Annotated in this window: 23 protein-coding genes; 18 read left to right on the top strand and 5 right to left on the bottom strand. The window is 70.9% G+C overall.

Features of this window, described 5'->3' with window-relative positions; genetic code table 11:
• The first annotated feature begins 115 nt into the window (after positions 1-115).
• From ACWEOW_RS03690 to ACWEOW_RS03665, 6 genes are read left to right on the top strand one after another with little or no spacing between them, the layout of a single operon-like run.
• Entirely contained in the window at positions 116-1327 is a 1212-nt protein-coding gene (locus ACWEOW_RS03690) for an AAA family ATPase (protein ID WP_452267801.1), read from the top strand.
• Positions 1328-1349: 22 nt separating this feature from the next.
• Positions 1350-2237, top strand: a complete 888-nt coding sequence (locus ACWEOW_RS03685; protein ID WP_452267800.1) for a DUF58 domain-containing protein — start codon at positions 1350-1352, stop codon at positions 2235-2237.
• Positions 2224-2703, top strand: a complete 480-nt coding sequence (locus ACWEOW_RS03680) for a hypothetical protein (protein ID WP_452267799.1) — start codon at positions 2224-2226, stop codon at positions 2701-2703. Before ACWEOW_RS03685 ends, ACWEOW_RS03680 begins: the two co-directional genes overlap by 14 nt.
• The gene (locus tag ACWEOW_RS03675) at positions 2694-3683 is read left to right on the top strand and encodes a vWA domain-containing protein (RefSeq protein WP_452267798.1); all 990 of its coding nucleotides are present in this window, start codon (positions 2694-2696) and stop codon (positions 3681-3683) included. Before ACWEOW_RS03680 ends, ACWEOW_RS03675 begins: the two co-directional genes overlap by 10 nt.
• On the top strand, positions 3680-4690 hold the full coding sequence (locus ACWEOW_RS03670) for a vWA domain-containing protein (protein ID WP_452267797.1): 1011 nt from the start codon (positions 3680-3682) through the stop codon (positions 4688-4690). The genes ACWEOW_RS03675 and ACWEOW_RS03670 overlap by 4 nt, the downstream gene beginning before the upstream one ends.
• Positions 4687-5535 carry a tetratricopeptide repeat protein gene (locus tag ACWEOW_RS03665; RefSeq protein WP_452267796.1) on the top strand — a complete coding sequence of 283 codons (849 nt, stop codon included), beginning with the start codon at positions 4687-4689 and terminating at the stop codon, positions 5533-5535. The genes ACWEOW_RS03670 and ACWEOW_RS03665 overlap by 4 nt, the downstream gene beginning before the upstream one ends.
• Before the next feature lie 12 nt (positions 5536-5547).
• Here ACWEOW_RS03665 and ACWEOW_RS03660 read toward each other — a convergent pair whose 3' ends face one another.
• The 3 genes from ACWEOW_RS03660 to ACWEOW_RS03650 are packed head-to-tail and all read right to left on the bottom strand — an operon-like array spanning position 5548 to position 9820.
• Positions 5548-6657, bottom strand: a complete 1110-nt coding sequence (locus tag ACWEOW_RS03660) for a sucrase ferredoxin (RefSeq protein WP_452267795.1) — start codon at positions 6655-6657, stop codon at positions 5548-5550.
• Positions 6654-9143 (bottom strand): DNA gyrase/topoisomerase IV subunit A, encoded by a 2490-nt coding sequence (locus ACWEOW_RS03655; protein ID WP_452267794.1) that lies wholly within the window; start codon positions 9141-9143, stop codon positions 6654-6656. Before ACWEOW_RS03655 ends, ACWEOW_RS03660 begins: the two co-directional genes overlap by 4 nt.
• A gap of 56 nt (positions 9144-9199) precedes the next feature.
• Entirely contained in the window at positions 9200-9820 is a 621-nt protein-coding gene (locus ACWEOW_RS03650) for a nitroreductase family protein (RefSeq protein ID WP_452267793.1), read from the bottom strand.
• A 55-nt stretch (positions 9821-9875) separates the two neighbouring features.
• Between ACWEOW_RS03650 and ACWEOW_RS03645 the strand changes: the two genes are divergently transcribed.
• From ACWEOW_RS03645 to ACWEOW_RS03630, 4 genes are all read left to right on the top strand, one after another.
• On the top strand, positions 9876-12569 hold the full coding sequence (locus tag ACWEOW_RS03645; protein ID WP_452267792.1) for a bifunctional acetate--CoA ligase family protein/GNAT family N-acetyltransferase: 2694 nt from the start codon (positions 9876-9878) through the stop codon (positions 12567-12569).
• A 119-nt stretch (positions 12570-12688) separates the two neighbouring features.
• Positions 12689-13291: a DUF5998 family protein gene (locus ACWEOW_RS03640; protein ID WP_452267791.1), complete on the top strand. Its 603-nt coding sequence runs from the start codon at positions 12689-12691 to the stop codon at positions 13289-13291.
• Positions 13292-13396: 105 nt separating this feature from the next.
• Positions 13397-14554, top strand: coding sequence for an alkaline phosphatase family protein (locus ACWEOW_RS03635; RefSeq protein ID WP_452268023.1), 1158 nt, complete (start codon positions 13397-13399; stop codon positions 14552-14554).
• Positions 14555-14565: 11 nt separating this feature from the next.
• Positions 14566-15246, top strand: a complete 681-nt coding sequence (locus ACWEOW_RS03630) for a thymidine kinase (RefSeq protein ID WP_452267790.1) — start codon at positions 14566-14568, stop codon at positions 15244-15246.
• Between the two features lie 107 nt (positions 15247-15353).
• Here the strand turns inward: ACWEOW_RS03630 and sepH are convergent, their stop codons facing one another.
• Positions 15354-16754, bottom strand: coding sequence for a septation protein SepH (sepH, locus tag ACWEOW_RS03625; RefSeq protein WP_452267789.1), 1401 nt, complete (start codon positions 16752-16754; stop codon positions 15354-15356).
• 180 nt (positions 16755-16934) lie between these two features.
• Here sepH and ACWEOW_RS03620 point away from each other — a divergent pair, with 180 nt between their 5' ends.
• The 3 genes from ACWEOW_RS03620 (at position 16935) to ACWEOW_RS03610 (ending at position 19611) form a co-directional block, all read left to right on the top strand.
• Positions 16935-17573, top strand: coding sequence for a trimeric intracellular cation channel family protein (locus ACWEOW_RS03620; RefSeq protein ID WP_452267788.1), 639 nt, complete (start codon positions 16935-16937; stop codon positions 17571-17573).
• Between the two features lie 68 nt (positions 17574-17641).
• Positions 17642-18742: a ferrochelatase gene (locus ACWEOW_RS03615; RefSeq protein WP_452267787.1), complete on the top strand. Its 1101-nt coding sequence runs from the start codon at positions 17642-17644 to the stop codon at positions 18740-18742.
• An 11-nt stretch (positions 18743-18753) separates the two neighbouring features.
• Positions 18754-19611, top strand: coding sequence for an inositol monophosphatase family protein (locus tag ACWEOW_RS03610; protein ID WP_452267786.1), 858 nt, complete (start codon positions 18754-18756; stop codon positions 19609-19611).
• A 7-nt stretch (positions 19612-19618) separates the two neighbouring features.
• Here the strand turns inward: ACWEOW_RS03610 and ACWEOW_RS03605 are convergent, their stop codons facing one another.
• Positions 19619-19804, bottom strand: coding sequence for a hypothetical protein (locus tag ACWEOW_RS03605; protein ID WP_452267785.1), 186 nt, complete (start codon positions 19802-19804; stop codon positions 19619-19621).
• Between the two features lie 360 nt (positions 19805-20164).
• Between ACWEOW_RS03605 and ACWEOW_RS03600 the strand changes: the two genes are divergently transcribed.
• The 5 genes from ACWEOW_RS03600 to ACWEOW_RS03580 all read left to right on the top strand — a co-directional run bounded on the left by ACWEOW_RS03600 (position 20165) and on the right by ACWEOW_RS03580 (position 23152).
• On the top strand, positions 20165-20464 hold the full coding sequence (locus ACWEOW_RS03600; protein ID WP_452267784.1) for a DUF4193 domain-containing protein: 300 nt from the start codon (positions 20165-20167) through the stop codon (positions 20462-20464).
• 44 nt (positions 20465-20508) lie between these two features.
• Positions 20509-21087, top strand: coding sequence for a dUTP diphosphatase (gene dut, locus ACWEOW_RS03595; RefSeq protein WP_452267783.1), 579 nt, complete (start codon positions 20509-20511; stop codon positions 21085-21087).
• A gap of 102 nt (positions 21088-21189) precedes the next feature.
• The gene (locus tag ACWEOW_RS03590) at positions 21190-21969 is read left to right on the top strand and encodes a DUF3710 domain-containing protein (protein WP_452267782.1); all 780 of its coding nucleotides are present in this window, start codon (positions 21190-21192) and stop codon (positions 21967-21969) included.
• Between the two features lie 42 nt (positions 21970-22011).
• Positions 22012-22404 carry an OB-fold nucleic acid binding domain-containing protein gene (locus tag ACWEOW_RS03585; protein WP_452267781.1) on the top strand — a complete coding sequence of 131 codons (393 nt, stop codon included), beginning with the start codon at positions 22012-22014 and terminating at the stop codon, positions 22402-22404.
• On the top strand, positions 22397-23152 hold the full coding sequence (locus ACWEOW_RS03580) for a DUF3159 domain-containing protein (RefSeq protein ID WP_452267780.1): 756 nt from the start codon (positions 22397-22399) through the stop codon (positions 23150-23152). The genes ACWEOW_RS03585 and ACWEOW_RS03580 overlap by 8 nt, the downstream gene beginning before the upstream one ends.
• The last annotated feature ends 9 nt before the right edge of the window (positions 23153-23161 follow it).

Below are 23161 nucleotides of genomic sequence, written 5' to 3'. Positions count from 1 at the left end.
ACCCAACCGGTCGCCCCTTCCAGGGCCGAACACCACCGCGTCGCACAGCCCTCGTGCTTACGATGTCGGTGCCGGCGCGACTCCCTCCGCCGGCAATCGTCGAGAAGGGGAATCGATGGTGGGCAACGTCAATGCGGAGGAGTCGGTCGCCGACGAGCAGCCGGACGCGTTCCGAGCGGGCCACGACAGCTATGCCGTGGATCTGCCGGCGGGCGCGCGTCCGGGCGCTGAGGCAGCGGCAGGCATCGCAGGGGCGGCGTCGGGCACCGACGGCAGCACGAACCCCGACGGCAGCCCGGGCTCGCTCGGCGCCCCTGCGCTCATCAGCTCGTCGCCTCCGGCTGCCCGGTACCTCACGCCGGACGAGCTGCACTGGGCTGGGGAGACCATCGAGGCGATCTCGACCGCGTTCGCCTCGAAGGTCGTCGGCCAGTCGCGGCTCCAGGAGACACTGCTCGTCGCGCTGCTGACGGGCGGTCACGTCCTGCTCGAGAGCGTGCCGGGCCTGGCCAAGACGACGGCGGCTCAGACGATCGCCCAGGCCGTCGGCGGCCGGTTCCACCGGATCCAGTGCACGCCCGACCTGCTGCCGAGCGACATCGTCGGGACCCAGGTCTACAACCAGCACTCCGGGACCTTCGAGACCCAGCTCGGGCCGGTCCACGCGAACTTCGTTCTGCTCGACGAGATCAACCGCAGCAGCGCCAAGACACAGTCAGCGATGCTCGAGGCGATGCAGGAGCGGCAGACCTCGATCGGCGACCGCAGCTACACCCTGCCCGACCCGTTCCTCGTGCTTGCGACGCAGAACCCCATCGAGCAGGAGGGCACCTACCCGCTGCCCGAGGCCCAGATGGACCGCTTCATGCTCAAGGACGTCCTCGACTACCCGTCGCCGGCCGAGGAGGCCGAGGTGCTGCGCCGCATCGACTCCGGCGTCTTCCTCAGCGCTTCCCGGCCCGTGGTGTCGATCCCCGACGTCAAGCGCCTGCAGGGACTGGTGGGCCGGGTCTACATCGACCCGGCCATCGTCAACTACGTCGTCGGGATCGGCTACGTCACGCGCCACCCGCGTGACTACATCGAGCCGCGTCTGGCGGCATACGTCGACTTCGGCGCGAGCCCCCGCGCGAGCATCGCGTTCACCAGCGCGGCCCGGGCTCGGGCGCTCATCGACGGGCGCAACCACGTGGTCCCCGACGACATCAAGGCGCTGACGCACCGGGTGCTGCGACACCGCGTCACGCTCGGTTTCGAAGCCGCCGCGGACGACATCGCCGTCGAGACCGTGATCGACGCCATGGTGAACGGCATCCGTACTCCCTGAACGGGACTCGGGGTAGACAGCCATGCCGACGACGTTGCTGACGAGGGTGAAGAGCAAGCTCTTCGTCCACGCCCGCCGGCGGTCTCGCAGCCTGCTCGAGGGGGAGTACTCCTCGGTCTTCCACGGTCGCAGCCTCGACTACGACGACCTGCGCGCCTACGTGCCCGGCGACGAGGTGCGCGACATCGACTGGAAGGCCACGGCCCGGCACCAGGCGCCGCTCGTCAAGCGGTACGTCGCGACGCGCAAGCAGAACCTCATGCTCGTCATCGACACCGGTCGCGGGATGGCGGCTACGACGAGCAGCGGGGAACCGAAGAAGGATGTGGCGATCGCCGCGGCCGGTCTCGTCGGGTACCTCGCCCAGCGACACGGTGACCTCGTCGGGCTCGTCCGCGGCACCGCAGCGTCGACCGTCGCGCACGACATGCGCGGCACGGAGGCGCACCTGGAGCTGCTCCTGCGCGCGGTCGACTCGGCCACCCGCCTCGACGGCGACCAGAGCAACCTCGCCACCCAGCTGCGCTGGATCGTGCGCAACGTCCGGCGCCGGCTCGTGCTCCTCGTGGTCGCCGACGACAAAGAGCTGGACCCGGCGCTCGACGACCTGCTGCGCCGGTTGCATGTCCAGCACGAGATCCTCTGGATCACCGTGGAGGACGCCGATCCGACGGCGATCGGCGGCGACCGGACGGCATACGACGTCGCCGACACGTACACCCTCCCGACGCTCGTTCGCCTCGACCCGAAGGTGAGGCGCGCGTACGCCGCTTCGGTGGACGCACGCGTGCGCCGCACGAGTGAGCTGCTCGACCGGCGAGGGATCAACCACGCGCGGCTGGGTTCGAGCGACGACGTCGTGACGACCGTCTTCACTCTGCTGGAGAGGCAGCGTCGTGCTCGCCGCTGAACCGCCCCCAGGCTTCTACGCTCCCGACCCCTATGCCACGAAGTGGCTGTGGATCGGGATCGGGATCCTCGCGCTCGTGGCCACCTGGTACGCGTGGGTGTGGTGGTCGACCCGCAGGCGCACCATCGTCATCCCGCCCCGCATCACGGCCGACCGGCTCACCCGCCTGCGCGCGGACTACACCCGTCAGATCGACGTCGTGCTCGACCGCGCAGCAGCCGGTGAGATCACCCAGCGCCGCGCTCACCAGCAGCTCAGCGTCCTCGTGCGCCACTTCGTCGAGGAGGTCTCGGGGATCCACGCGCCGACGATGACGCTGACCGAGCTGAACGCCCGTGGGGCGCGCCTCGAGCCCGTCTCCGGCGTGGTGCGCACCTTGTATCCCGGCGAGTTCGGCCCGCACGAGACCGCCACGCTCCTCGGCGCGGGCACTGTCGCGAAGCAGGTGGTCGCGCGATGGAGCTGACCGGCCTCGACCTCAAGTCGCCGGCGACCCTCACGCTCGGCCTCGTCCTCGCCGCCGCGCTCGCGTATGCGGTGTTCCGCCGGCTGTCGCGGCGCGCGGCGCGCGACGGCGCCGCCGTTGCGAACTCCACCGCCCTGACCGACCTGCCCGAGTACCGCCGGGCCCTGCGCCTGCATCGGGTGCGGATGGTCGTCCTCGCCGGCAGCGGCGCCCTGCTCGCCGTCGCTGCGCTCGTCGGCGCCGCTCGACCGTTCGACACGACGGTCGAGCGGCCTCAGACCCGCAGTCGCGACATCATCATGTGTCTCGACATCTCCGGGTCGATGGCCGCCTACGACGCGGCTGTCGTGGCGACGTTCAAGTCCCTCGTCCAGAGCTTCGAGGGCGAGCGGATCGGCCTCATCATCTTCAACAGCTCGGCGGCGACCGTCTTTCCCCTCACCGACGACTACGACTTCATCAACGACGAGCTGGACACGGCCGCGAAGGCGCTCACCGGAGACCCCGAATACGACTCGTTCTTCGCGGGCACCTTCAACGGGCGGGGCACCTCGCTCATCGGCGACGGGCTCGCGACGTGCGTGTCGAGCTTCGACAAGGTCGACGTCCGACGGGCTCGCTCGGTCGTGTTCGCCACCGACAACCACCTCGCAGGGCGCCCGATCATCGACGTCGACGAGGCGGGAGAGCTCGCCAAGGCCAAGGGCGTGCGGGTCTACGGTCTCAACCCCGAAGAGGACGGGGCAGACCAGGAGGCGGCCCAGATGCGCTCGATCGTCACGGGGACGGGCGGTCACTACTACCCGATGAGCGACCCTTCGGCCGTGCGCGGCATCGTCGAGGCAGTCCAGTCGCAGGAGGCCACCCTCATCGACGCGGCCTCCCGGGCGCTCTACTCAGACAACCCGAGCGTGCCCATCGTGCTGGCCGGAGTCGGCCTGGTCGGCGTCATCGGCGCGAGCCGGCGGTGGGCATCATGACGCTGCTCCCGATCGTGCCCTGGCCGCTGCTCGTGGTGGCCGTCATCGGTGGTCTCGCCGCCGTGTGGTGGAACCCGACCTCCCGGACCATCCCCGGAGAGTCGAAGACCACGCACTGGCGACTCACCGCGGCGGTGATCCTGCTCGGCGTGGCGGCCTTCAGGCCGGCCGTGCCCGGCGACGAGGTGGACACCACCGCAGCCAACCTCAACGTGTACTTCGTCGTCGACACGACGAGCAGCATCATCGCCGAGGACTACGGCGACGAGCGTCCGCGCCTCGAGGGCGTCGCGAGCGACATCGCGGCCATCGCGACCGCTCTGCCAGGTGCTCGCTACTCGGTCCTCACGTTCGACCAGGCGGCGCGCGTTCGGCTGCCCCTCACGACCGACACGACCGCGCTGGATGCCGCACTCGAGACCTTGCTGCCGGAGCCGTCCGAGGTCTCACACGGGTCGTCGGTCACCGAAGCGAACGACAGACTGAAAACGCTTCTGCAGCAGTCGGACTCACGACAGCCGGAACGCGGGCGGATTGTCTACTACTTCGGGGACGGCGAGAACACCGCACCCAGCCCGCCTGCACCCTTCGACATCGACCGGCGCCTCATCAACGGCGGGGCGGTGCTCGGCTACGGCACGACAGAAGGCGGACGGATGAAGGCGACCCGGTCCCGGTTCGACTCCACCACGTCCTACATCAAGGACCCGACCACCGGCGAGGACGCCCGGTCCGTGATCAGCGAGCCCACGTTGCGGGCGATCGCCGACCAGCTCGGCCTGACGTACGTGCACCGTGAGTCGGGAGACTCCATCAGCCCGGCCGTCGACGGCGTCGACCTCGAGCGATTCGGCACGAGCGAGGAGATCGAGAAGCACAAGGTGCTCTCCCGCCGCGAGCTCTACTGGCCGCTGCTGCTCGGTGTCGCCGGCATCGCCGCGTGGGAGGTCGGCGCCAGCGTGACCGCCCTCGTCCAGACCCGCCGCAGAAGGGAGGCGCAGCCGTGACCCTTGTCGACGAACGTCCTGCCTCGGCAGGTGAGCCGCGGCAGTCCCGGCGAGCACGGTTCGGCCGCGGGGCGGGGGCCGGCGAGCGGGTACGCCAGCCACTGACGCCGCGCATGCGGCGCCGACGCCGGCGGCTGCTGCTGGCGTCCCTGCCGGTGGTCGTCCTCGCGGTGCTCGTCGCCCTCAAGCTGCTGTCTCTCAACCTCGTGCACAGCCAGACGCTCACGGCATACCAGGAGGGCGACAAGGCGGCGACGATGACCTGGGGCGAGCGACAGGGCTGGGTCAATATCGTCGAGCAGTTCCGCTCGCCGTTCGCCATCGGCGACGCGCACCTGCTGACCGGGCACTACGACCTCGCACGCCCGTGGTTCGAGCAGGCGTTCGAGCAGGTCCCCAAGGGTGGGATCGACGACTGCAAGGTCAGGGTCAACCTCGGCCTCACCTACGAGGCGCTCGGCGACGCCGCGAAGGCACGCGAGCGGACGGACGAGTGGCAGCAGTACTACGCCAAGGGAATCAAGATCACGAGCGAGCGTCCGCCGCTGTGCGACCTGCCGGAGGGCCAGCAGACAGGGGACCAGCTCCAGCAGGCGCAGCAGCGGATGCAGGAGAAGAACTCCGACACCCCAGCGCCCGACCAGCCGCAGGAGCAGGGCCCGCAGGCGGGCCCCGCCGACCCGGTCCAGCCGACTCCCGACCCTGGCAACACGCCCAGCCAGGAGGAGCAGGACTACCTGCAGGAGCAGCAGCGCCAGAACACGATCGAGCGCAACCAGCAGCAGGGCAACGACGATCGGACGGCACCCGATGGCGGCTCCGACACCTACCCCAAGCCCTGGTGAAATCCGGTTGGCTCAGGCGTCGAGGGTGATCGTCGGCCGGTGCTCGAGCACCTCGACCGCGGCCTTGCCGCACGACTCGGGCCGGGTCCTTCCGGCCGGGACGCGATCGACGCGGACCTCCCAGGTGCGGCCGTCGGCATGGTGCACGCTCACCTCGAAGCCGTCGCCCGCGGGCACCGGCTCGTCGGCCCACACCGCAGGCAGATGGGTCTCGCCGATCTGGGCTCGCACGTGGGACTCGGCGCTCTGCGCGGGTGCGGAGAGCCCGGAGCGGCCCCGGTCGTGAACCGTGCCGAGCAGCTCCTTCGGAGTGTGGCCCGTCAGGCTGGCCCCGAGCACCCACTCCGCCGAGGTGTCGTCGATGCGGGCATAGGTCTGACCCCAGGGCAGCAGCACCGCCGTCGGCGCGAACCGGTGACCGCCCGTGTGCGAGACCTCCCACACGCGGCCGGGCGCGAGCCGCGCGGCGTGGGCGGCGAGTGGGCGTCCACGCACCGCGCAGCAGACGTCGCGGCGCCCGTTGGTGCAGACCAGAAGGGCCGGCTCCGCTTCCTGTGCCCCGGGCAGGGAGGCCTGCACCAGGGCCCGGCTCCCACGCTCGAGGGCGCCCCAGTCGAGGCCCAGCAGGCCTCCGATGTCGGTGACCTGTGCGCCGAGGAGCCAGGCGTCGCCCGGAGCGCCACCGGCGTAGGCGAGAAAGACCTGCCGCGGCCCTTGGTTGTCGGGGTGGCCGCCAGGCCGTCGAATGAGCATGAACCGGCCGCCCGCGGCAGCGGTGCGGGCGTCGATCTCGCCACCCAGCTCGTGGTCGAGGTGTGACTCCCGAGCCGCGTCCCGGCCCCACGGCCCGGACTGCTCGAGGATGACGAAGAACCGGGCTCGCGCGGCGGTGCCGTACGCGCTCGTGCCGTCGTGGTCCCACAGCACCGAGCAGGCGTCGGCGGCGGGGCTGCCGTAGCCGGTGGTCGACGGGTGCACGTCGTGGTCGACGGGCCCACCACCGACCTCGCCGTCGGGCACGTGCTCGGACGCCTTGGACGGCGCTCCCGCCTTGGGCGACGAGGCCTTGGGCCCCGACCTCTTGCGCGCGGTCTCCTTCCGTGTGGCCGCCCTCGGCGTCACTGCCCTGCCTCCTCAGAGGCCCCGGCGGTGTGCTCGGTAGCCGGTGGGCCGGCCACGTGGGCGATGACCGAGGTCGTCGGGGTGCCCGAGCCGTCACGTCGGCCGTCGGCAGCCGGGAGGTCGATCGCGACGCCGTTGGCGGCCGCCGCACGAGCGGGCGCGTTGGCCGCGAACGCGACGACGAGCGTGTCCTCACCCTTGAGGAAACGGTGGCAGCGCACGCCGCCGGTGGCGCGGCCCTTGGGTGGGTACTCGGCATACGGCGTCACCTTGAGCGAGCCACCCTGGGTGCCCGGCAGTGCGCCCGATGACCCGGCCGCGGTCACGACGATGCCGTCTCGGCCGGGGTCGACGACACCGAAGTAGGCGGCTCGGGCGCCGGCAGAGAGCTTGATCCCGGCCATCCCGCCGGCCGAACGTCCTTGGGGCCGAACGGACTTCGCCGGGAATCGAAGCAGCTGGGCGTCCGAGGTGACGAACACGAGGTCGAGCTCGTCGTTCGCGGCGACACCGGCCCCGACGACGCGGTCGCCGTCCTTCAGGCTGATGACGGACCAGTCGTCGTTCTTGGGTGCCTCGGGGGTGACGCGCTTGACGACACCGGTCGCGGTGCCGAGCGCGATGACCGGGGCGTCCGCCCCGATCGGCAGGATCGTGACCGGGTCCTCGCCTTTGGGCAGGTCGACGTATGCCGCCAGCGGGGCCCCGCCCGAGAGGCTGGGTGCGCCGTTGGTCGGGGGAAGGGTCGGCAGGTCGAGCGCGGACAGCCGGAACATCCGTCCGGCCGAGGTCACGAGGCCGAACTCGCCGCGGGCCGTCGTCGCCACCGCGCCGACCACCACGTCGTGCTTGGAGCGTGACCCCTCGGCCGTGACGGGATCGGCGCTTCCGGTGCGGGCGAGCAGGCCGGTCGACGACAGCAGGACCCAGCACGGGTCGTCCGCGATCTCCAGCGGCGACGACGAGGCCGCGGTCGCGCTCACGCCGGAGCTCTCGAGCAGGACGGTGCGCCGCGGCGTGCCGTGGCTCTTGGCGACCTCGGCGAGCTCGTTGGACACGAGGCGCATGAGCAGCTTCTCGTTCTCGAGGATCGCGCGCAGCTCCTCGATGCCGCGCTCGAGGTCCTCCTTCTCCTTCTCCAGCTCGATCCGGGAGAACTTGGTCAGGCGCCGCAGCTGCTGGTCGAGGATGTAGGTCGCCTGCGGGTCCGACAGGTCGAACACGTCGATGAGCCGGGCCTTGGCCGCCGTGGCGTCGTCGGAGGACCGGATGACCTGGATGACCTCGTCGATGTCGAGGATGGCGATGAGCAGGCCCTCGACCAGGTGGAGGCGCTCCTGCTTCTTGGCGAGCCGGAAGGCGCTGCGCCGGCGGACGACGTCCGTGCGGAAGTCGACATAGACCTTGAGCAGCTCCTTGAGGCCCATGGTGCGCGGCTGCCCGTCGACGAGCGCGACGTTGTTGATGCCGAAGTTCTCCTCCATCGGCGTCAGCTTGTAGAGCTGCTCGAGGACCGCGTCCGGGTTGAAGCCGTTCTTCACCTCGATGACGAGGCGCAGGCCGTTCTTGCGGTCGGACAGGTCCTTGAGGTCGGCAATGCCCTGCAGCCGCTTGCTCTGGACGAGGTCCTTGACCTTGTCGATGACCTTCTCTGGCCCGACGAGGTAGGGCAGCTCGGTGACGACGATCCCCTTGCGGCGCGGGGTGATCGCCTCGATGCGGGAGGTGGCCCGGGTGCGGAAGCTGCCCCGGCCGGTGAGGTACGCGTCGCGGATGCCCTCGAGGCCGACGATGCGCCCGCCACAGGGCAGGTCGGGTCCCGGCACGAACTTCATGAGGTCCTCGAGCGAGCACGTGGGATTCGCGATGAGGTGCCGGGCTGCACCGATCACCTCGACGAGGTTGTGGGGCGCCATGTTGGTGGCCATGCCCACCGCGATGCCCGAGGCGCCGTTGACCAGGAGGTTCGGGAACGCGGCCGGCAGCACGCCGGGCTGCAGCTGCGTGTCGTCGTAGTTCGGGACGAAGTCGACGGTGTCCTCGTCGAGCCCGGCGACCATGAGCAGGGCTGCGTCGGCCATCCGGGCCTCGGTGTAGCGAGCCGCCGCGGGCCCGTCGTCGAGCGACCCGAAGTTGCCGTGGCCGTCGACGAGCGGCAGCCGCAGCGTGAACGGCTGGGCCATGCGCACGAGTGCGTCGTAGATCGCCTGGTCGCCGTGCGGGTGGTACTTGCCCATCACCTCGCCGACGACGCGCTGGCTCTTCACATGGCCGCGGTCGGGGCGCAGCCCGAGCTCGTTGGCGCCGTAGAGGATGCGGCGCTGGACGGGCTTCAGGCCATCACGGGCGTCGGGCAGCGCCCGCGAGTAGATGACGCTGTAGGAGTACTCGAGGAAGGCGTTCTGCATCTCCTCCTCGACGTCGATGCCGACGATCTTCTCCTCGAAGTCCTCGGGGGGAGGCGGGGTGGTCGTGCGTCGCGCCATGCCGGGTGGTGCTCCTTGCCGGTCGTCGGTGAACACCCCATCTTCGCGCAGGCCGTTCAGTCGTCCTCACGTGCCACGCCGAAACGTCCCCAGTGGGCCACGTCGCGGCCGGTGCGTCGATGCCGCCGCAGGCTCGGGCTCTTGGGGCCAGGGACGGCATACCCGATCGACACCACCCCGATGACGGTGCGGTCCAGCGGGATGCCGAACGCCTCGTGAACGGCGGCGTGTCGCTCCGGCGGCACGCCGAAGAACAGGCTGCCCAGCCCCTCGTCGGTCGCCGTGAGCAGGATGAGGAGCGAGGCCATCCCTGTGTCGATGTGCCAGTAGGGCACCGGCCAACGCGACTCGTCCCGGTCGGTCCAGCCCTTGTCGGGAGCGGCATACCGTTCGAGGTAGGCGTCCTTGTCGGACAGGCACAGCACGAGCACCGGAGCCGCCCGTATGCCGTCCAGCCAGGGGTCGCTAGGCCCGTCCGGGTCCGTCGTGACCGCCCAGAACGCCTCACGCTCCGCCGGTGTCGTGAGCACGACGAAGTCCCAGCCCTGGCTGAACCCGGCGCTGGGAGCGCGCACCGCGTTGGCCAGGGCCCGCTCGACGACCTCGAGGGGCACCGGGCGGTCCGGGTCGTAGCGACGGACCATCCGGCGGTTCCTGACGACCTGCGAGAACTCCATGCCGCCCACGATGCAACACGATCGCCCGCTTCGCAGGACATGACACGATGTGCGCATGGTGGACGGTTCGGAGCCCGCGACGCCGGCCCAGGTTGCAGACGAGGACTGGCCCGCGGCCCCCCTGGAGTGGGAGGCGGACGTCGTCCTCCGCGACGGCTCCGTCGCGCACGTCCGCCCGATCACGCCGAAGGACGCCGACGGCATCCGGTACTTCCACAGCCGCCAGTCGGACGAGTCGATCTACCTGAGGTTCTTCGCACCGCTGCGCCAGCTGAGCGACCGCGACGTGTACCGGTTCACCCACGTCGACCACCACGACCGCGTGGCGCTCGTGGCGACCCTCGACGGCGAGATCATCGGCATCGGCCGTTACGACCGGATCGACCCCAGCTCGGCCGAGGTCGCCTTCAACATCTCGGACCACTTCCAAGGCAAGGGGATCGGGTCGGTCATGCTCGAGCACCTCGCTGCCATCGCGCAGGAGCTCGGCATCTCACGGTTCACCGCGGAGGTGCTCCCGCAGAACCGCAAGATGCTCGCGGTCTTCCGCGAGGCCGGCTACGAGGTGAACCACCATATCGAGGACGGCGTCATCGAGGTCTCGTTCGACATCCTCCCGACCGAGCAGAGCAAGGCCGTGCAGCTCTCGCGCGAGCACCGCTCCGAGTCGCGCAGCATGCGCACGATCCTGTTCCCGGAGCGGGTGGCGATCATCGGGGCGAGCCGCAACGACCAGTCCATGGGGTCGCTGCTCATGCGGAACCTGCTCGCTTACGGCTACCAGGGCGAGGTCTACCCGATCCACCGGGAGGCCGAGGAGATCCAGGGTCGCACGGCGTACCCCACCATCCGGGACGTGCCGGAGCCCGTCGACCTCGCGATCGTCGTGGTCCCGGCCGAGCAGGCCGTCGACGTCGTCAAGGACTGCGGAAAGGCTGGGGTCAAGGCTCTGCTCGTGCTGTCGTCCGGGTTCGCCGAGGCGGGCGACGAGGGGGTTCGCCTGCAGGAGAAGCTGCGCCGCCGGGTCCGGCGGGCCGGCATGCGCATCGTCGGGCCGAACAGCTTCGGCCTCATCAACAACGACCCGTCGGTGCGCCTCAACGCCACCATCGCCGCGGTCGTCCCGGACCATGGGCGGCTCGGGCTCTTCGCCCAGAGCGGTGCCCTCGGCGTCGCGGTGCTGGCCTCCGCGGCCCGCCGGGGCCTGGGCATCTCGATCTTCGCCTCGGCCGGCAACCGGGTGGATGTGTCGGGCAACGACCTCATGCAGTACTGGATCGACGACCAGGAGACCGACACCGTCGGGCTGTACCTCGAGTCGATGGGCAACCCGCGCAAGTTCTCCCGAATCGCGCGCCAGCTGGCCTCGGTCAAGCCCGTCGTCGTCGTTTCGTCCGGCGTGTCGAGCTTCGCCGCGCCTCCCGGCCACCGCACCCGCGTGACCAACGTCCCGCGTCAGGCGTTCAGCGCCCTGCTGCGCCAGGCAGGCGTGATCCGTGTCGAGAACATCCACCAGCTCTTCGACGTCGCTCAGCTGACGCTGCACCAGCCGCTTCCCCAGGGCGACCGGGTCGCCATCGTCGGCAACTCGGATGCCCTCGGTGCTCTCAGCGCCAGCGCCTGCGTGAGCTGGGGACTGCGGGTGACGCACGGCCCCGTGTCGCTCCTTCCCCATGCCTCGGCCGAGGAGTTCGCCGACGCGCTCGACGCGGCCTTCGCAGACCCCGAGGTCGACAGCGTCGTCGCGGCCTTCATCCCGCCGCTGCTGATCCAGGACGAGGAGGTCTCCGGCGCCGTTCAGAAGGTTGTCGCCAGATACGAGAAGCCTTGCGTCGCAACGTTCCTGGGTATGCGCGGTGTTGACGGCCTGAGCTACGTGCAGCCCGACGGGGTGCAGCGCTCGGTGCCGTCGTACGGCATGCCCGAGGACGGCATCAGGGCGCTCAACGCAGTCACGCGGTACGCCCTGTGGAAGCAGCGTGACCGCGGCACCCCGGTGGCACCCGTCGGGCTCGACCGCCAGCGCGCCTTCGGTCTCATCGAGCGATACCTCGCCACGGCGCCCGAAGGGCGGGCCCTGACCAGGGACGAGGCGCGCGAGCTGCTCGCGGCATACGGCATACGGGTGTGGCCCGCTGTCGAGGTCACGGGGGTCGAGGCGGCCGTGGCGGCCGCCGACGAGCTGACCTACCCGGTGATCCTCAAGTCGACCTCTCCGGTCGTGCGGCACCAGCCCGGCCTGGTCGGCGTGCGGGGCGATCTGGTCGACGCCGAGTCGGTCCGCGACGCCTTCGCGTCCCTGACCCAGCGGCTGGGCCCCCTCGGCGCGGACCGGTTCGTCGTCCAGCGGATGGCCGTCCCCGGCGTGTCATGTGTGATCCGCGCCAGCGAGGACCCGCTGTTCGGACCGGTCGTGAGCTTCTCGGTCGCCGGACCACCGACCGAGCTGCTCGGGGACATCGCCTACCGGGTCCCGCCGCTCACCGACGTGGACGTCACCGACCTCATCGACGGGGTCAAGGCGGCTCCGCTGCTCGCGGGCCATCGGGGCGCCGCGCCGGTGCACCGCGCCGCGCTCAGCGACCTGGTCGCCCGTCTGTCGGTCCTGGCCGACGACCATCCCGAGCTCGCGTCCGTCGAGCTCAACCCGGTCAACGCGTGGACCGGGGGAGTCGACGTGCTCGGCGCCGAGGTCGTCGTACGCCCGGCCCTGGTCCGCAAGGACCCCGGCCGGCGACGGATGACCTAGGCGAAGCGCCGCCTGACGGCCCGCCGGAGTCGCGCGGAGGCCCGCCGGGGCCCCTCCTCGCGGCGACCACCAGGGGACAGCGACCCGGCCAGGCGGCCTCCGGGTGCAAGGATGGGGGCATGCGACGCGTCTCCCAGGGCACCGGACAGGCCCTTCCCGAAGACCTCACCGAGGCGATCACCCGAGCCGGGTACTACCCGTCGCTCGTCTGCGACGTGGTCGAGTCGGCCGTGGGCGACGACGAGGTCGTGTCGCACCTCGTGCACCAGGAGACGACCTTCGACCACGAGACGGTCCGCCGCCATGTGACGGTGCTCGTCGTCACCCCCAAGCGTCTGGTCATCGCCCACGCGGACGACCACGCCGAGTCCGACGACAAGCTCATGGCCACCGCGACCACCGAGACTGTCCCGCTGGCGGCGGTCCGCGGCGTCATGCTGACGCACGTCGTGTCCGAGCCCGACACCTTCGCACCGGGCACCCACGGACGCGACCTCACGCTCACGCTCGGGTGGGGTGCGGTGAGCCGGCTCGACATGATCCCCGCCCAGTGCGGCGACCCGGACTGCACGGCCGACCACGGCTTCGAAGGGACCATCGCCTCCGACGACATCTCGCTGCGGGTCAGCTCCGCAGCCGACGGCGAGGAGGCGGTCGGCAGGGCCATGGAGTTCGCGCGGGTGTTGTCGGCCAGCATCGGCACCGGCACGGCGGCCCTCTGACCCGTGGTCGGCTCTGAGGCACCTGTGTCCCAGTCCCCCAGCGAGCCGGTGGCCCGCGACGACGCCCCCGCCCCCGGTGACGTACGCGGCACGGCGCCCCGCCAGATCCCCATCGACTGGACCGGCGGATCGGCCCGCGACGGCTGGTCCCGGGGCACGCTGGCGTCGGTGCTCCCTTCGGTCGCTGAGGGGCTCGGTGTCCCGCGGTATGCCGGACGCGACGTCTTCGGGCTCCCCGCGGTCCCGCGCACGGTCGTGGTGCTCGTCGACGGGCTCGGGTTCGACCAGCTGCGCCAGCGCAGCGGGCATGCTCCATTCCTGCGGTCCCACCTGGATCGTGCGGCCCGGGTGCCGTGTGGTTTCCCCACGACGACCGCGACCTCGATGGGGTCGTTCGGCACCGGTCTGCCGCCCGGCTCCCATGGGCTCGTCGGCATGCAGGTGCTCGACCCCGAGACCGACCTGATCGTCAACGAGCTGTCCTGGGAGAACGGTCCGGACCCCCTTCGCTGGCAGCCCCACGAGACCGTTTTCGAGGCCGCCGAGAGCTCCGGCGTCTCGGTGACGATGATCGGGCCGTGGTACTTCAACGGCTCGGGACTGACCACGGCGGCCCTGCGCGGGGCGAGGTTCAAGGCCGGCGCCACGATCGAGGACCGCGTCGACGCTGCAGTGACCGCGCTGCGCGCCAGCCGGCGAGCACTCGTGTACCTCTACTGGGGCGAGGTCGACAAGGTCGGCCACGTGCACGGCTGCCAGTCGTGGCAGTGGGGCGACGAGGTCGAGTCGGTCGACCGGGCGCTCGCGCGCCTCGCGGCGTCGGTGCCGGATGACACCTCGATCGTCGTCACGGCGGACCACGGCATGGTCGACGTGCCCTTCGCCGACCGCATCGACCTGGTCGACGAGCCGGACCTCATGGCCGGCGTGCGCCACCTCGGCGGAGAGCCGCGCAGCCTGCAGATCTATGTCGAGCGGGGGGCCGTGGCTTCCGTCGCCACCGCCTGGGCGGAGCGGCTTGCCGGTCGCGCCTCCGTCATCACGCGTGAGCAGGCCGTCGACGAAGGCTGGTTCGGTGCTGTGCGGCCCGAGGTGCTCGACCGGATCGGTGACCTCGTCGTGTCGATGGAGACTGAGTTCGCCGTGGTCCACTCGGGGCTCATGCGTCCCGAGATCGTCGCGCTCCTGGGCCTGCACGGCTCCACCAGCGCAGCGGAACTCGCCGTGCCCGTGGTCGTGGTGCCACCTCGTCGCGGCGCCTAGGGTGGGGCCTCGTGGCTGAGCTCGTCTTCTTCTCCGGGACCATGGACTGCGGCAAGTCGACGCTCGCCCTCCAGATGGACCACAACCACGGGGCCCGCGGCCGAGTCGGGCTGATCTTCACCAAGATGGACCGGGCGGGCAGCAACGTCCTGTCGTCCCGGCTGGGCCTGTCGACCGGCGCGCTGGAGGTGGTGGACGACCTCGACTTCTGGGAGACGATCGTCGAGCGGGCCACGTCAGGGCAGCGGATCGACTACCTCATCTGTGACGAAGCGCAGTTCTACACCAGTGACCAGGTCGAGCAGCTCGCCCGCATCGTCGACGAGATGGAGATCGACGTCTTCGCCTTCGGGATCACTGCCGACTTCCGCACCGAGCTCTTTCCGGGGAGCAAGCGGCTCATCGAGCTCGCGGACCGCGTCCAGGTGCTCCAGGTCGAGGCGTTGTGCTGGTGCGGCCGCCGGGCCACCACCAACGCCCGCGTCGTCGACGGCGTCATGGTCATCGAGGGCGAGCAGGTCGTCGTGGGCGACACCGCCCCGAGCACGTCCGGCGTCGTCGAGTACGAGGTGCTCTGCCGGCGCCACTACATGCGCCGGATGACCTCGCATGCGGCCAAGGCCGCGGCGCTGTCTCCTGAGGTCCTGCCGTTCGACCTCGACGTGTGCCCGCTCCCGCCGTTGCCGAGCTGAGCCTTTGGCGTCTCGCTTCGCTCCGGCCCGGGCCGCTGTGTGCGTGCGTTGGGGTGATAGCCCCGATCAATGCACACGCGACCAAGGCAGAGCGAGGCGCCAAGAACTCAGTCGGTGCGGCGGCCGAACATGATGTCGTCCCAGCTGGGGACGCTGGGCCGCCCCGAGCGGCGTGTCGAGGCCGGCTTCGTCCCGCGCGCGGGCACCCGCTGCTCGACTAGCTCACCGTCGGTGCCGTCCGCGAGGTCGCTCACGTCGGTCAGGTCGTCATCCGCGCCGCTCGCTCCAGCCGCTCCGGTCGCCCTGGTGACACTGGTCGAGCCCGTAGCTCGGCCGTTGGCCGGCGCGTCGGGGACGTCGGTCAGGTCGGCGAGGTCGGCCAGGACGGCAAGGTCGGACGGGTCGAAGCTGTCGTCGTCGGTCCGTGCTTCGCGCGGCTCGGGATCGGGTCGGGGCTGGCGTTCCTTCGCCGTGGGGGCGCTGGTGCCGTTGCGACGCCTGCCCGCAGGCCGCTCGGGTGCCGAACGCGACTGCCGGACGGGCTGCGTGGGCTCGGCCCGTCGGGCCTTGCGCGCGGCCGCGTCGGCGCCGATGCGGCGCTCCGCCGGCCCCTCCTTGGTGATCTCGGGGTCGTCCTCGGGGTGGGTGTGCGCTGCAGGCGGAAGCTCCTCCCGCGGGTCCTTGGCCAGGTCCTCGAGGGGCAGCGCGTCCTCGGGCGCGTTCTCGATGCCGGGCACCTCCGCGCCCTTGGGCCGGCGTCGGCGGCCCCGCTGGGCACTGCGCTCGCGCATGGCGGCCATGAGGTCGACCGTCTCGGCCTCGCTGTGCCGGGTCGGCAGCCCGAGGCCACCCTCGGCCTCGACGTCGTACACCCGGTTGGGCCGAGAGGACGCAGCCAGGTGCGGAGCCGGGATCGGACCGGGCGCCTGCTGGTCCTCGTCCTCGCTGAGCCAGCGCGCCTCGTCGTCCGAGGCGGTGACCGTGCGCGCAAGAGGGTCGAACTGCCACGTCGCCTCGCGCTCCTGGCCGCCGGCATTGAAGACGAGCAGCACCGTCCAGGCGCCGTGGTCGGATCTGCGTGAGTCCCACTGCGCCGAGCCGACGTCGAGCGCCCGTGAGTGCAGCCGGTCGAGGACGCGGGCCTCCAGGGTCGGGGCAGCGCCGGCGGACCCCCCACGGGGGCGCAGCCGGACCTGGCGAGCCATGCCCGCGACGTGTTCGCGCTCGGCCAGGATCGGCCCTTCGTAGCGGTGCACCTTCTCGACGGGCCAGCCGGCCCGCTCGGCCACCTCTTCCGCGCTCATTCCGGCCCGGATCATGGCCTGGACGTCCCTGGGCCGCAAGCCGCCGGTCATCTCGATCTGCAGCTGCCCGAGCCGTGGGCGGTCACGCCGGACGGCCGCGCGCAGCGGCTCGTCGAGCGGGACGGCATACCGCTCGCCACCGTCGTCGGCCAGCAGCAGGTGCAAACCGTCCTCGTGGACGCCGACGAGCCTGAGGTGCTGCATGGGTGGATCTCCCGGTTGGACGAGTCTGCGGTCGTGCGAAGGATCCCTGGAGGATCCGTAGGTGCTGGGTGGTGCTGGGGGGTGCTGGTTCGTGACTGGGTCGTGCCGTCGCTGTCGAGCATGCCATTGCCACAGGTGGCATAAAAGCGACCACGCCGCGCGGGTACCGTTTGCCTTGGCATGCCTACCTCCTTCCAGTCCGCCCAGACCGCCCTCGATCTCGTGGGCGTCTTCGTCTTCGCTCTCTCGGGCGGTCTGGTGGCGGTGAAGAAGCGTTTCGACCTGTTCGGTGTCATCGTTCTCGCGCTCGCCGCGGCCCTCGGTGGCGGCATCGTTCGCGACCTGCTCATCGGCTCCGTGCCGCCGGTCGGGATCAGCGACTGGCGCCTCATCGCGGCTGCGACGCTCGGCGGGCTGGCGACGTTCTTCTTCCAGCCGGGGATCGAGCGCGTCTCGCGGCTCGTCCGCATCCTCGACGCGGGAGGCCTCGCCGCGTTTGCGGTGTCCGGCAGCCTCAAGGCGATCACGACGATCGACGTCGTGCCGATCGCGGCCGTGCTCGTCGGGGTGATCAGCGCCGTCGGCGGCGGGGTCGTGCGCGACCTGCTCGCCGACCAGGTGCCCGAGGTGCTGCGGCGCGAGCTCTACGCGATCCCGGCCCTGATCGGTTCGATCATCATCGTGGCCGCCTTCCAGGCGAGCGTCCTGCAGCTGTGGATGCTGTGGGCCGTCGCGGCGCTCGTCTTCGTGGTGCGCCTCGTCGCCGTCTACTTCGACCTCAACGCGCCCACCCCACTGCGCTCCTCGTCCACCCCGTGACCCGGACCTAGTGGCTCCGACCTCACCCTGAGACCCCAAGCCCAGCCAAGCCGAGACAAGCCCGAGAGATGACTGCCGAGAACCCGCTCCTGCACCCCTATGACGCCATCCTCCTGCTCAGCTTCGGCGGCCCGGAGGAGCCCGACGAGGTCGTCCCCTTCCTGCGCCGTGTCACTGCCGGCCGCGGCATCCCCGACGAGCGCCTTGCCGAGGTCGGTGAGCACTACTTCCTGTTCGGCGGCCGGAGCCCGATCAACGACCAGAACCGCGCTCTCATCTCGGCGATCCGAGCGGAGCTCGATACGCGCGAGATCGACACGCCGATCTACTGGGGCAACCGCAACGGCGCGCCTTTCATCGACGACGCGCTGCGGCAGGTCGCGGCGGCCGGTCACGGCCGGGTTGTCGCGCTGACCACGAGCGCCTACGCGTCGTACTCCTCGTGCCGGCAGTACCGCGAGAACCTCGCCGCGGCGGACGCCCTGCTGCGGGCCGAGGGCGTGGAGCTCGAGATCGACAAGATCGGGCCGTATGCCGTCAGGCCGGGTTTCGCCGAGGCCAACCTCGGGCACCTGGTGCGAACCCTTCGTGCGGTCGACGGCGCTCCCGACGAGGAGCTCGCGCTGCTGTTCGTCACCCACTCGATCCCGGACGCCATGGACGACACGTCGGGACCGGGTGACGGCGACGGCAACCTCTACCGTCGACAACATCTGGTGTTGGCCTCGCGGCTCACGGACGCTGCGAACCAGGCCCTCGGGCGCGACCTCACCGGCGAGCTGGTCTACTGCTCTCGGTCCGGCCCGCCGAGCCAGCCGTGGCTCGAGCCGGATGTCAACGTCCGCATCGAGCAGCTCGCCGCCGAGGGCGTCACCACGGTGATTGCTGCGCCTGTCGGGTTCGTCTCCGACCACATGGAGGTCGTCTACGACCTCGACACGGAGGCGATGGCCACGGCGCAGCGGGTGGGCGTGGACCTGCTCCGCGTGCCCACTGTCGGCACCGACGCCGTCTTCGTCCGCGACCTGGTCGACGCGCTCCTCGAGCGCGCCGCGGAGGCGCGAGGCGAGGCAGTGGCGACGTTCGAGGGACGCATGCCATCGGTGTGTGCCGCCGGCTGCTGCCCGAACCTGCGCGAGGCCAGGCCGGCCCTGTGCGGTCTCGACTGAGGGAGATAGGCATGACAACGAGCCAGTCGGTCCTGGACCTGCCTGACGGCGTCGACCTCGGCGAGCTCGAGCGCCTCTGCGTCGAGTTCGCGACCGAGGCCGGCCGCTTCATCCGTGACGAGCGCCCCCCGCGGATGGGAGTCGCGGCGACCAAGACGACCGATACCGACGTCGTCACCGTCATGGACCGGCGCTCGGAGGAGCTGCTGCACCGGCTCATCCACGGGGCCCGGCCTGAGGACGGCATCCTCGGCGAGGAGGGCGCGGACGTTGCGGGCACCTCCGGCCTGACCTGGGTCGTTGACCCCATCGACGGCACGGTCAACTACCTCTACGAGGTGCCGGCATATGCCGTGTCGGTCGCGGTGGTCGTCGGGGACCCGGCGACCCAGACGGGGTGGCGGCCGGTGGCCGGGGCTGTGGCCGACCCGTCGCTGTGCCTCGTGCACCACGCCCGGCGTGGGGGCGGCGCATGGACCCGGCCGGAGACGCCGGACCAGAGCCCTGAGGTGCCGCTCGCCGTGTCGACCGAGGACCGGATCGGGCGAACGCTGCTTGCGACCGGGTTCGGCTACGCACCCGAGGTGCGGGCACGCCAGGCCGAGGTGCTGCGTCGCGTGCTCCCGCAGGTGCGGGACATCCGCCGCATCGGTAGCGCCGCCCTCGACCTGGTCCGGGTCGCCGAAGGCTCCGTGGACGCCTACGCGGAGTCCGGGCTCAACGCCTGGGACCTGGCGGCCGGCTGGCTCATCGTCGAGGAGGCCGGGGGAGTGGTCGTAGGGGACGGTCCGACGCCCGGCAAGGCGCTCACCGTTGCGGCCGGTCCGGCGCTCGTAGAGCAGGTTCGCGGGCTGTTCCTCGGCCGGTAGCCGGCACTCAGGCGGCCCGGAACGGCTCGAGCTCGGGCACCCGGATGCCGTTCTCCGCGGCGAGGCGTGCGAACGACTCCAGCTCGCCGGTGTGGACCCGGATGCGGTACTCGTCGCCGGCCTCGGTGGCGTCGGCAAGGTCGCTGAGGGCATCGCTGACGCGCTGCCTGATCTGGTCGACGAACTCGGTCATAGGTGCACCTCCGGGCCGTGGGAGTGTTCTGACGGGTCCGCCGACCCTACCGTGCCGCCGGATCTCCACTGTGCACCCGCTTGGGTAGGCGGATGGCAAAGGAAAGGTGAACTGTTGGTCCGAAAAGGACAGCTGTCACCCTCCCTTCCGGGCAGATGTCTCAAACCGTGGTTCGCGCAACGTGACAACGACTCCGGGATCAGGCACAATCCGCCGCACGCGGAGATGTTTCATCCCGGTAACGGGAGCGGTTTCGAGGTGATGTGACGCATGGCTTCGTGCGGGAACAAGCACGGGCCTGCAAGCGTTCTCCGCCTCACAGACCGCAAGGCGCAGCACGAGTAGAAGCGAGAGAACACGATGGCAACCGATTACGACGCGCCACGCAAGACGGACGACGACCTCAGCGAGGACTCGATCGAGGAGCTGAAGTCGCGGCGTGTCGACAAGACCTCGTCGAGCGTAGATGTGGACGAGACGGAGCAGGCAGAGGGCTTCGAGCTGCCTGGTGCCGACCTTTCGGGTGAAGAGCTGTCGGTCCGGGTCCTGCCCAAGCAGGCCGACGAGTTCACCTGCTCGCGGTGCTTCCTCGTCCACCACCGCAGCCAGCTCGCCAAGGAGACGAACGGCATGATGATCTGCACGGAGTGCGCCGCCTGAGCGGAGCCGTGCGTCAGGGGCAGGAGCAAGTAGGGTCGGTCCTCGTGACCGACCCTTGTGCTGTTCCGGCGTCCACAGCGGCGCCGTCCGAGGACCGCTCGGCGGGTATCCCGGCGGCAGCCGAGGGCCTTTCGGACGTCGAGGTCGCGGTGCTGCGTCTCGACTCGGGCCTGGCACTGCCGGCATACGCCCACCCCGGCGACGCCGGCGCCGACCTGTGCTCGCGCGTCGAGGTCACGATCGGGCCGGGCGAGCGCGTGCTGGTGCCCACCGGGGTGGCGATCGCATTGCCGCCCCGCCACGCCGGGTTCGTCCACCCGCGCTCAGGCCTGGCCGCGCGTCACGGGATCTCGATCGTCAACTCGCCGGGAACCATCGACGAGGGCTACCGGGGCGAGATCCTCGTCAACCTCGTCAACCTGGACCCGCGCGAGCCGTTCACCGTTCGGCGGGGCGACCGGATCGCACAGCTCGTCGTGCAGCGCGTCGAGCGGGTGAGGTTCGTCGAGGTCGATTCGCTCGACGAGACCAGTCGGGGGGACACTGGACATGGATCCACCGGTGGTTTCGGTGCCGGGGGTGACGGCTCGCCGAACGTGGGGGAGACGCCGCCCACGCGGTGACCATCGGATACGGTTCGCCGGGCGCTGCGTGCAGGCACGGCTGCCTTTTTCCCGGCCGGGCGCGACGCCCCCGGGCAGCAGGACTCAAAAGGACGGAATGACGTGGGACTCTTCAGCCGCAAGCCGAAGGACCGGCCCGAGGCGGTCAGTGACGAGCTCGACGAGCTGCACGATGCTGACGAGGTCGGCGACGGCACCGAGTACGACGACTACGACGACGAGGGCGACGACGCCAGCCTGGGCGGCCCCGCGTCCGCCCCGCCCACGGGGCCGCTCGACCGCTCGAGCGTCACCGACAGCACCGACTACCTCAACCTCGGCGCGATCTGGCTCCGAGGCCAGCAGGGCATGGAGCTGCGTCTCGAGATCAACGAGCAGGAGCAGCAGATCACCGGAGTCACCGCCGTGCTCGGAGAGTCCGCGGTGCAGCTTCAGGCCTTCGCCGCGCCACGCACCGAGGGCGTGTGGATCGAGATCCGCAACGAGATCGCAGGCAGCATCGTCGACTCGGGCGGCACGGCCGAGGTGGTGACGGGGGAGTTCGGCGAGGAGCTGCTCACCCGGATGCCGCAGGCCGGTCCGGACGGGCGCACGGTGTTCATGCCGGCGCGGTTCATCGGCGTCGACGGTCCTCGCTGGTTCCTCCGGGCGGTGGTGTCCGGTCGTGCGGCCATCGAGCCGGCCGCGTCGGACGCGGTCCACGAGGTCATCCGTACCGCGGTGATCGACCGTGGGGAGGAGGCCATGCCCCCTCGCGAGCTGCTGCCTCTGCGCCTGCCAGACGCCCAGGACGCCGCCCAGGCGGAGGCCCCTGACGCCGATGCGCCTGGAGGCGAGCTCAAGCCCTTCGAGCGCGGTCCCGAGATCACCGAGGTCCGCTGAGATGTCTGGCTGTTGCCGTGCTCACCCGCGTGGGGAGCACCTGTGAGCTCGGGGCATCCCGGCGCGCTGCGCCGGTTCTCGCACCGGCTCACGCGGTCCTCGCACGAGATCGAGGCGGACGAGCTGCGCCAGGAGTCGTCCGACCTCGGCGTGGTGCACATCGGCGACGCCAGGCCGCGGACTCGGGTCACCGTGTCCGGTGAGGTGCGGTCGGTCACTCTGCGCCCTCGCGACGAGACACCGGCGCTCGACGTCGAGCTCTGGGACGGCACCGACTCGCTGCACCTCGTGTGGCTCGGTCGCCGGCGGATCGCGGGCATCGTGCCCGGCATCAAGATGCAGGCGACCGGCCGCATCACCAAGCAGCGGAGTGTGACGACGATCTTCAACCCCGAGTACGAGATCATCTACCGGTCGGCGCCCTCCGATGGCTGAGGTGGACGGAGAGGCAGCGCGCCGCGGCGGCGCACCGGAGCCAGGCGACGCCATCGCCCGGTCCGAGGCCGACCTGCGCCGCTACCACACGGTCGAGGAGCTGCTGCGCGACAAGCTGTCCGAGGCTATCGGCGGCTGGCGCGGCGCCACCGAGTCGGCCATCCCCACGCTGGCCTTCGCGTTGACCTGGTCCCGCACCGAGAACCTGCAGACCGCGCTCATCGTGGCCGGAGCCTGCGTCGGTGTCCTGCTGCTCGTGCGGCTGGTGCAGCGGACTGACATCCGGTTCATCGCGTATGCCGCGGTGGGCGTGGGCATCTCGGCCTTCTTCGCGCTTCGCTCCGGCAAGGCGGAGGACGCCTTCCTGCCGGGCATGCTCCAGAACGCCGGGCTGCTGCTGCTCCTGCTGGTCACGAACCTCGCTCGGTGGCCGCTCTTCGGCTTCGTCGTCGGGGTCGCCGAGCCCGAGGCCTTCGCCGAGAGCCCCACCTGGTGGCGCAGGCACCCCGGCATCGTCACCGTCGCGGCGCGCCTCGCGTGGGTGCTCATCGCCCTCAACGTCGTACGCCTTGCGATCATGGTCCCGCTCTACCTCGCGGAACAGGTCGAGGCGCTCGGGGTCGCCAAGGTCGTCCTCGGCTGGCCGGCATACCTGCTCGCCGTCACGGCGATGGGCGCCATCCTGCTGCGCGGCAGCACACCGATCGACCCCGAGCGGCACGCGGGCGAGCGCGAGGCGGCGGCCTGACGGTCTGGC

The sequence above is a fragment of the Monashia sp. NPDC004114 genome, assembly GCF_053603855.1.
This window is presented reverse-complemented; position numbering and strand designations above follow the sequence as displayed.

Coding starts and splice junctions, on each gene's coding strand:
- ACWEOW_RS03690 (WP_452267801.1), top strand. CDS start 116: ATGGTGGGCAACGTCAATGCGGAGGAGTCGGTCGCCGACGAGCAGCCG.
- ACWEOW_RS03685 (WP_452267800.1), top strand. CDS start 1,350: ATGCCGACGACGTTGCTGACGAGGGTGAAGAGCAAGCTCTTCGTCCAC.
- ACWEOW_RS03675 (WP_452267798.1), top strand. CDS start 2,694: ATGGAGCTGACCGGCCTCGACCTCAAGTCGCCGGCGACCCTCACGCTC.
- ACWEOW_RS03670 (WP_452267797.1), top strand. CDS start 3,680: ATGACGCTGCTCCCGATCGTGCCCTGGCCGCTGCTCGTGGTGGCCGTC.
- ACWEOW_RS03655 (WP_452267794.1), bottom strand. CDS start 9,143: ATGGCGCGACGCACGACCACCCCGCCTCCCCCCGAGGACTTCGAGGAG.
- ACWEOW_RS03650 (WP_452267793.1), bottom strand. CDS start 9,820: ATGGAGTTCTCGCAGGTCGTCAGGAACCGCCGGATGGTCCGTCGCTAC.
- ACWEOW_RS03645 (WP_452267792.1), top strand. CDS start 9,876: ATGGTGGACGGTTCGGAGCCCGCGACGCCGGCCCAGGTTGCAGACGAG.
- ACWEOW_RS03640 (WP_452267791.1), top strand. CDS start 12,689: ATGCGACGCGTCTCCCAGGGCACCGGACAGGCCCTTCCCGAAGACCTC.
- sepH (WP_452267789.1), bottom strand. CDS start 16,754: ATGCAGCACCTCAGGCTCGTCGGCGTCCACGAGGACGGTTTGCACCTG.
- ACWEOW_RS03620 (WP_452267788.1), top strand. CDS start 16,935: ATGCCTACCTCCTTCCAGTCCGCCCAGACCGCCCTCGATCTCGTGGGC.
- ACWEOW_RS03615 (WP_452267787.1), top strand. CDS start 17,642: ATGACTGCCGAGAACCCGCTCCTGCACCCCTATGACGCCATCCTCCTG.
- ACWEOW_RS03610 (WP_452267786.1), top strand. CDS start 18,754: ATGACAACGAGCCAGTCGGTCCTGGACCTGCCTGACGGCGTCGACCTC.
- ACWEOW_RS03605 (WP_452267785.1), bottom strand. CDS start 19,804: ATGACCGAGTTCGTCGACCAGATCAGGCAGCGCGTCAGCGATGCCCTC.
- ACWEOW_RS03600 (WP_452267784.1), top strand. CDS start 20,165: ATGGCAACCGATTACGACGCGCCACGCAAGACGGACGACGACCTCAGC.
- ACWEOW_RS03580 (WP_452267780.1), top strand. CDS start 22,397: ATGGCTGAGGTGGACGGAGAGGCAGCGCGCCGCGGCGGCGCACCGGAG.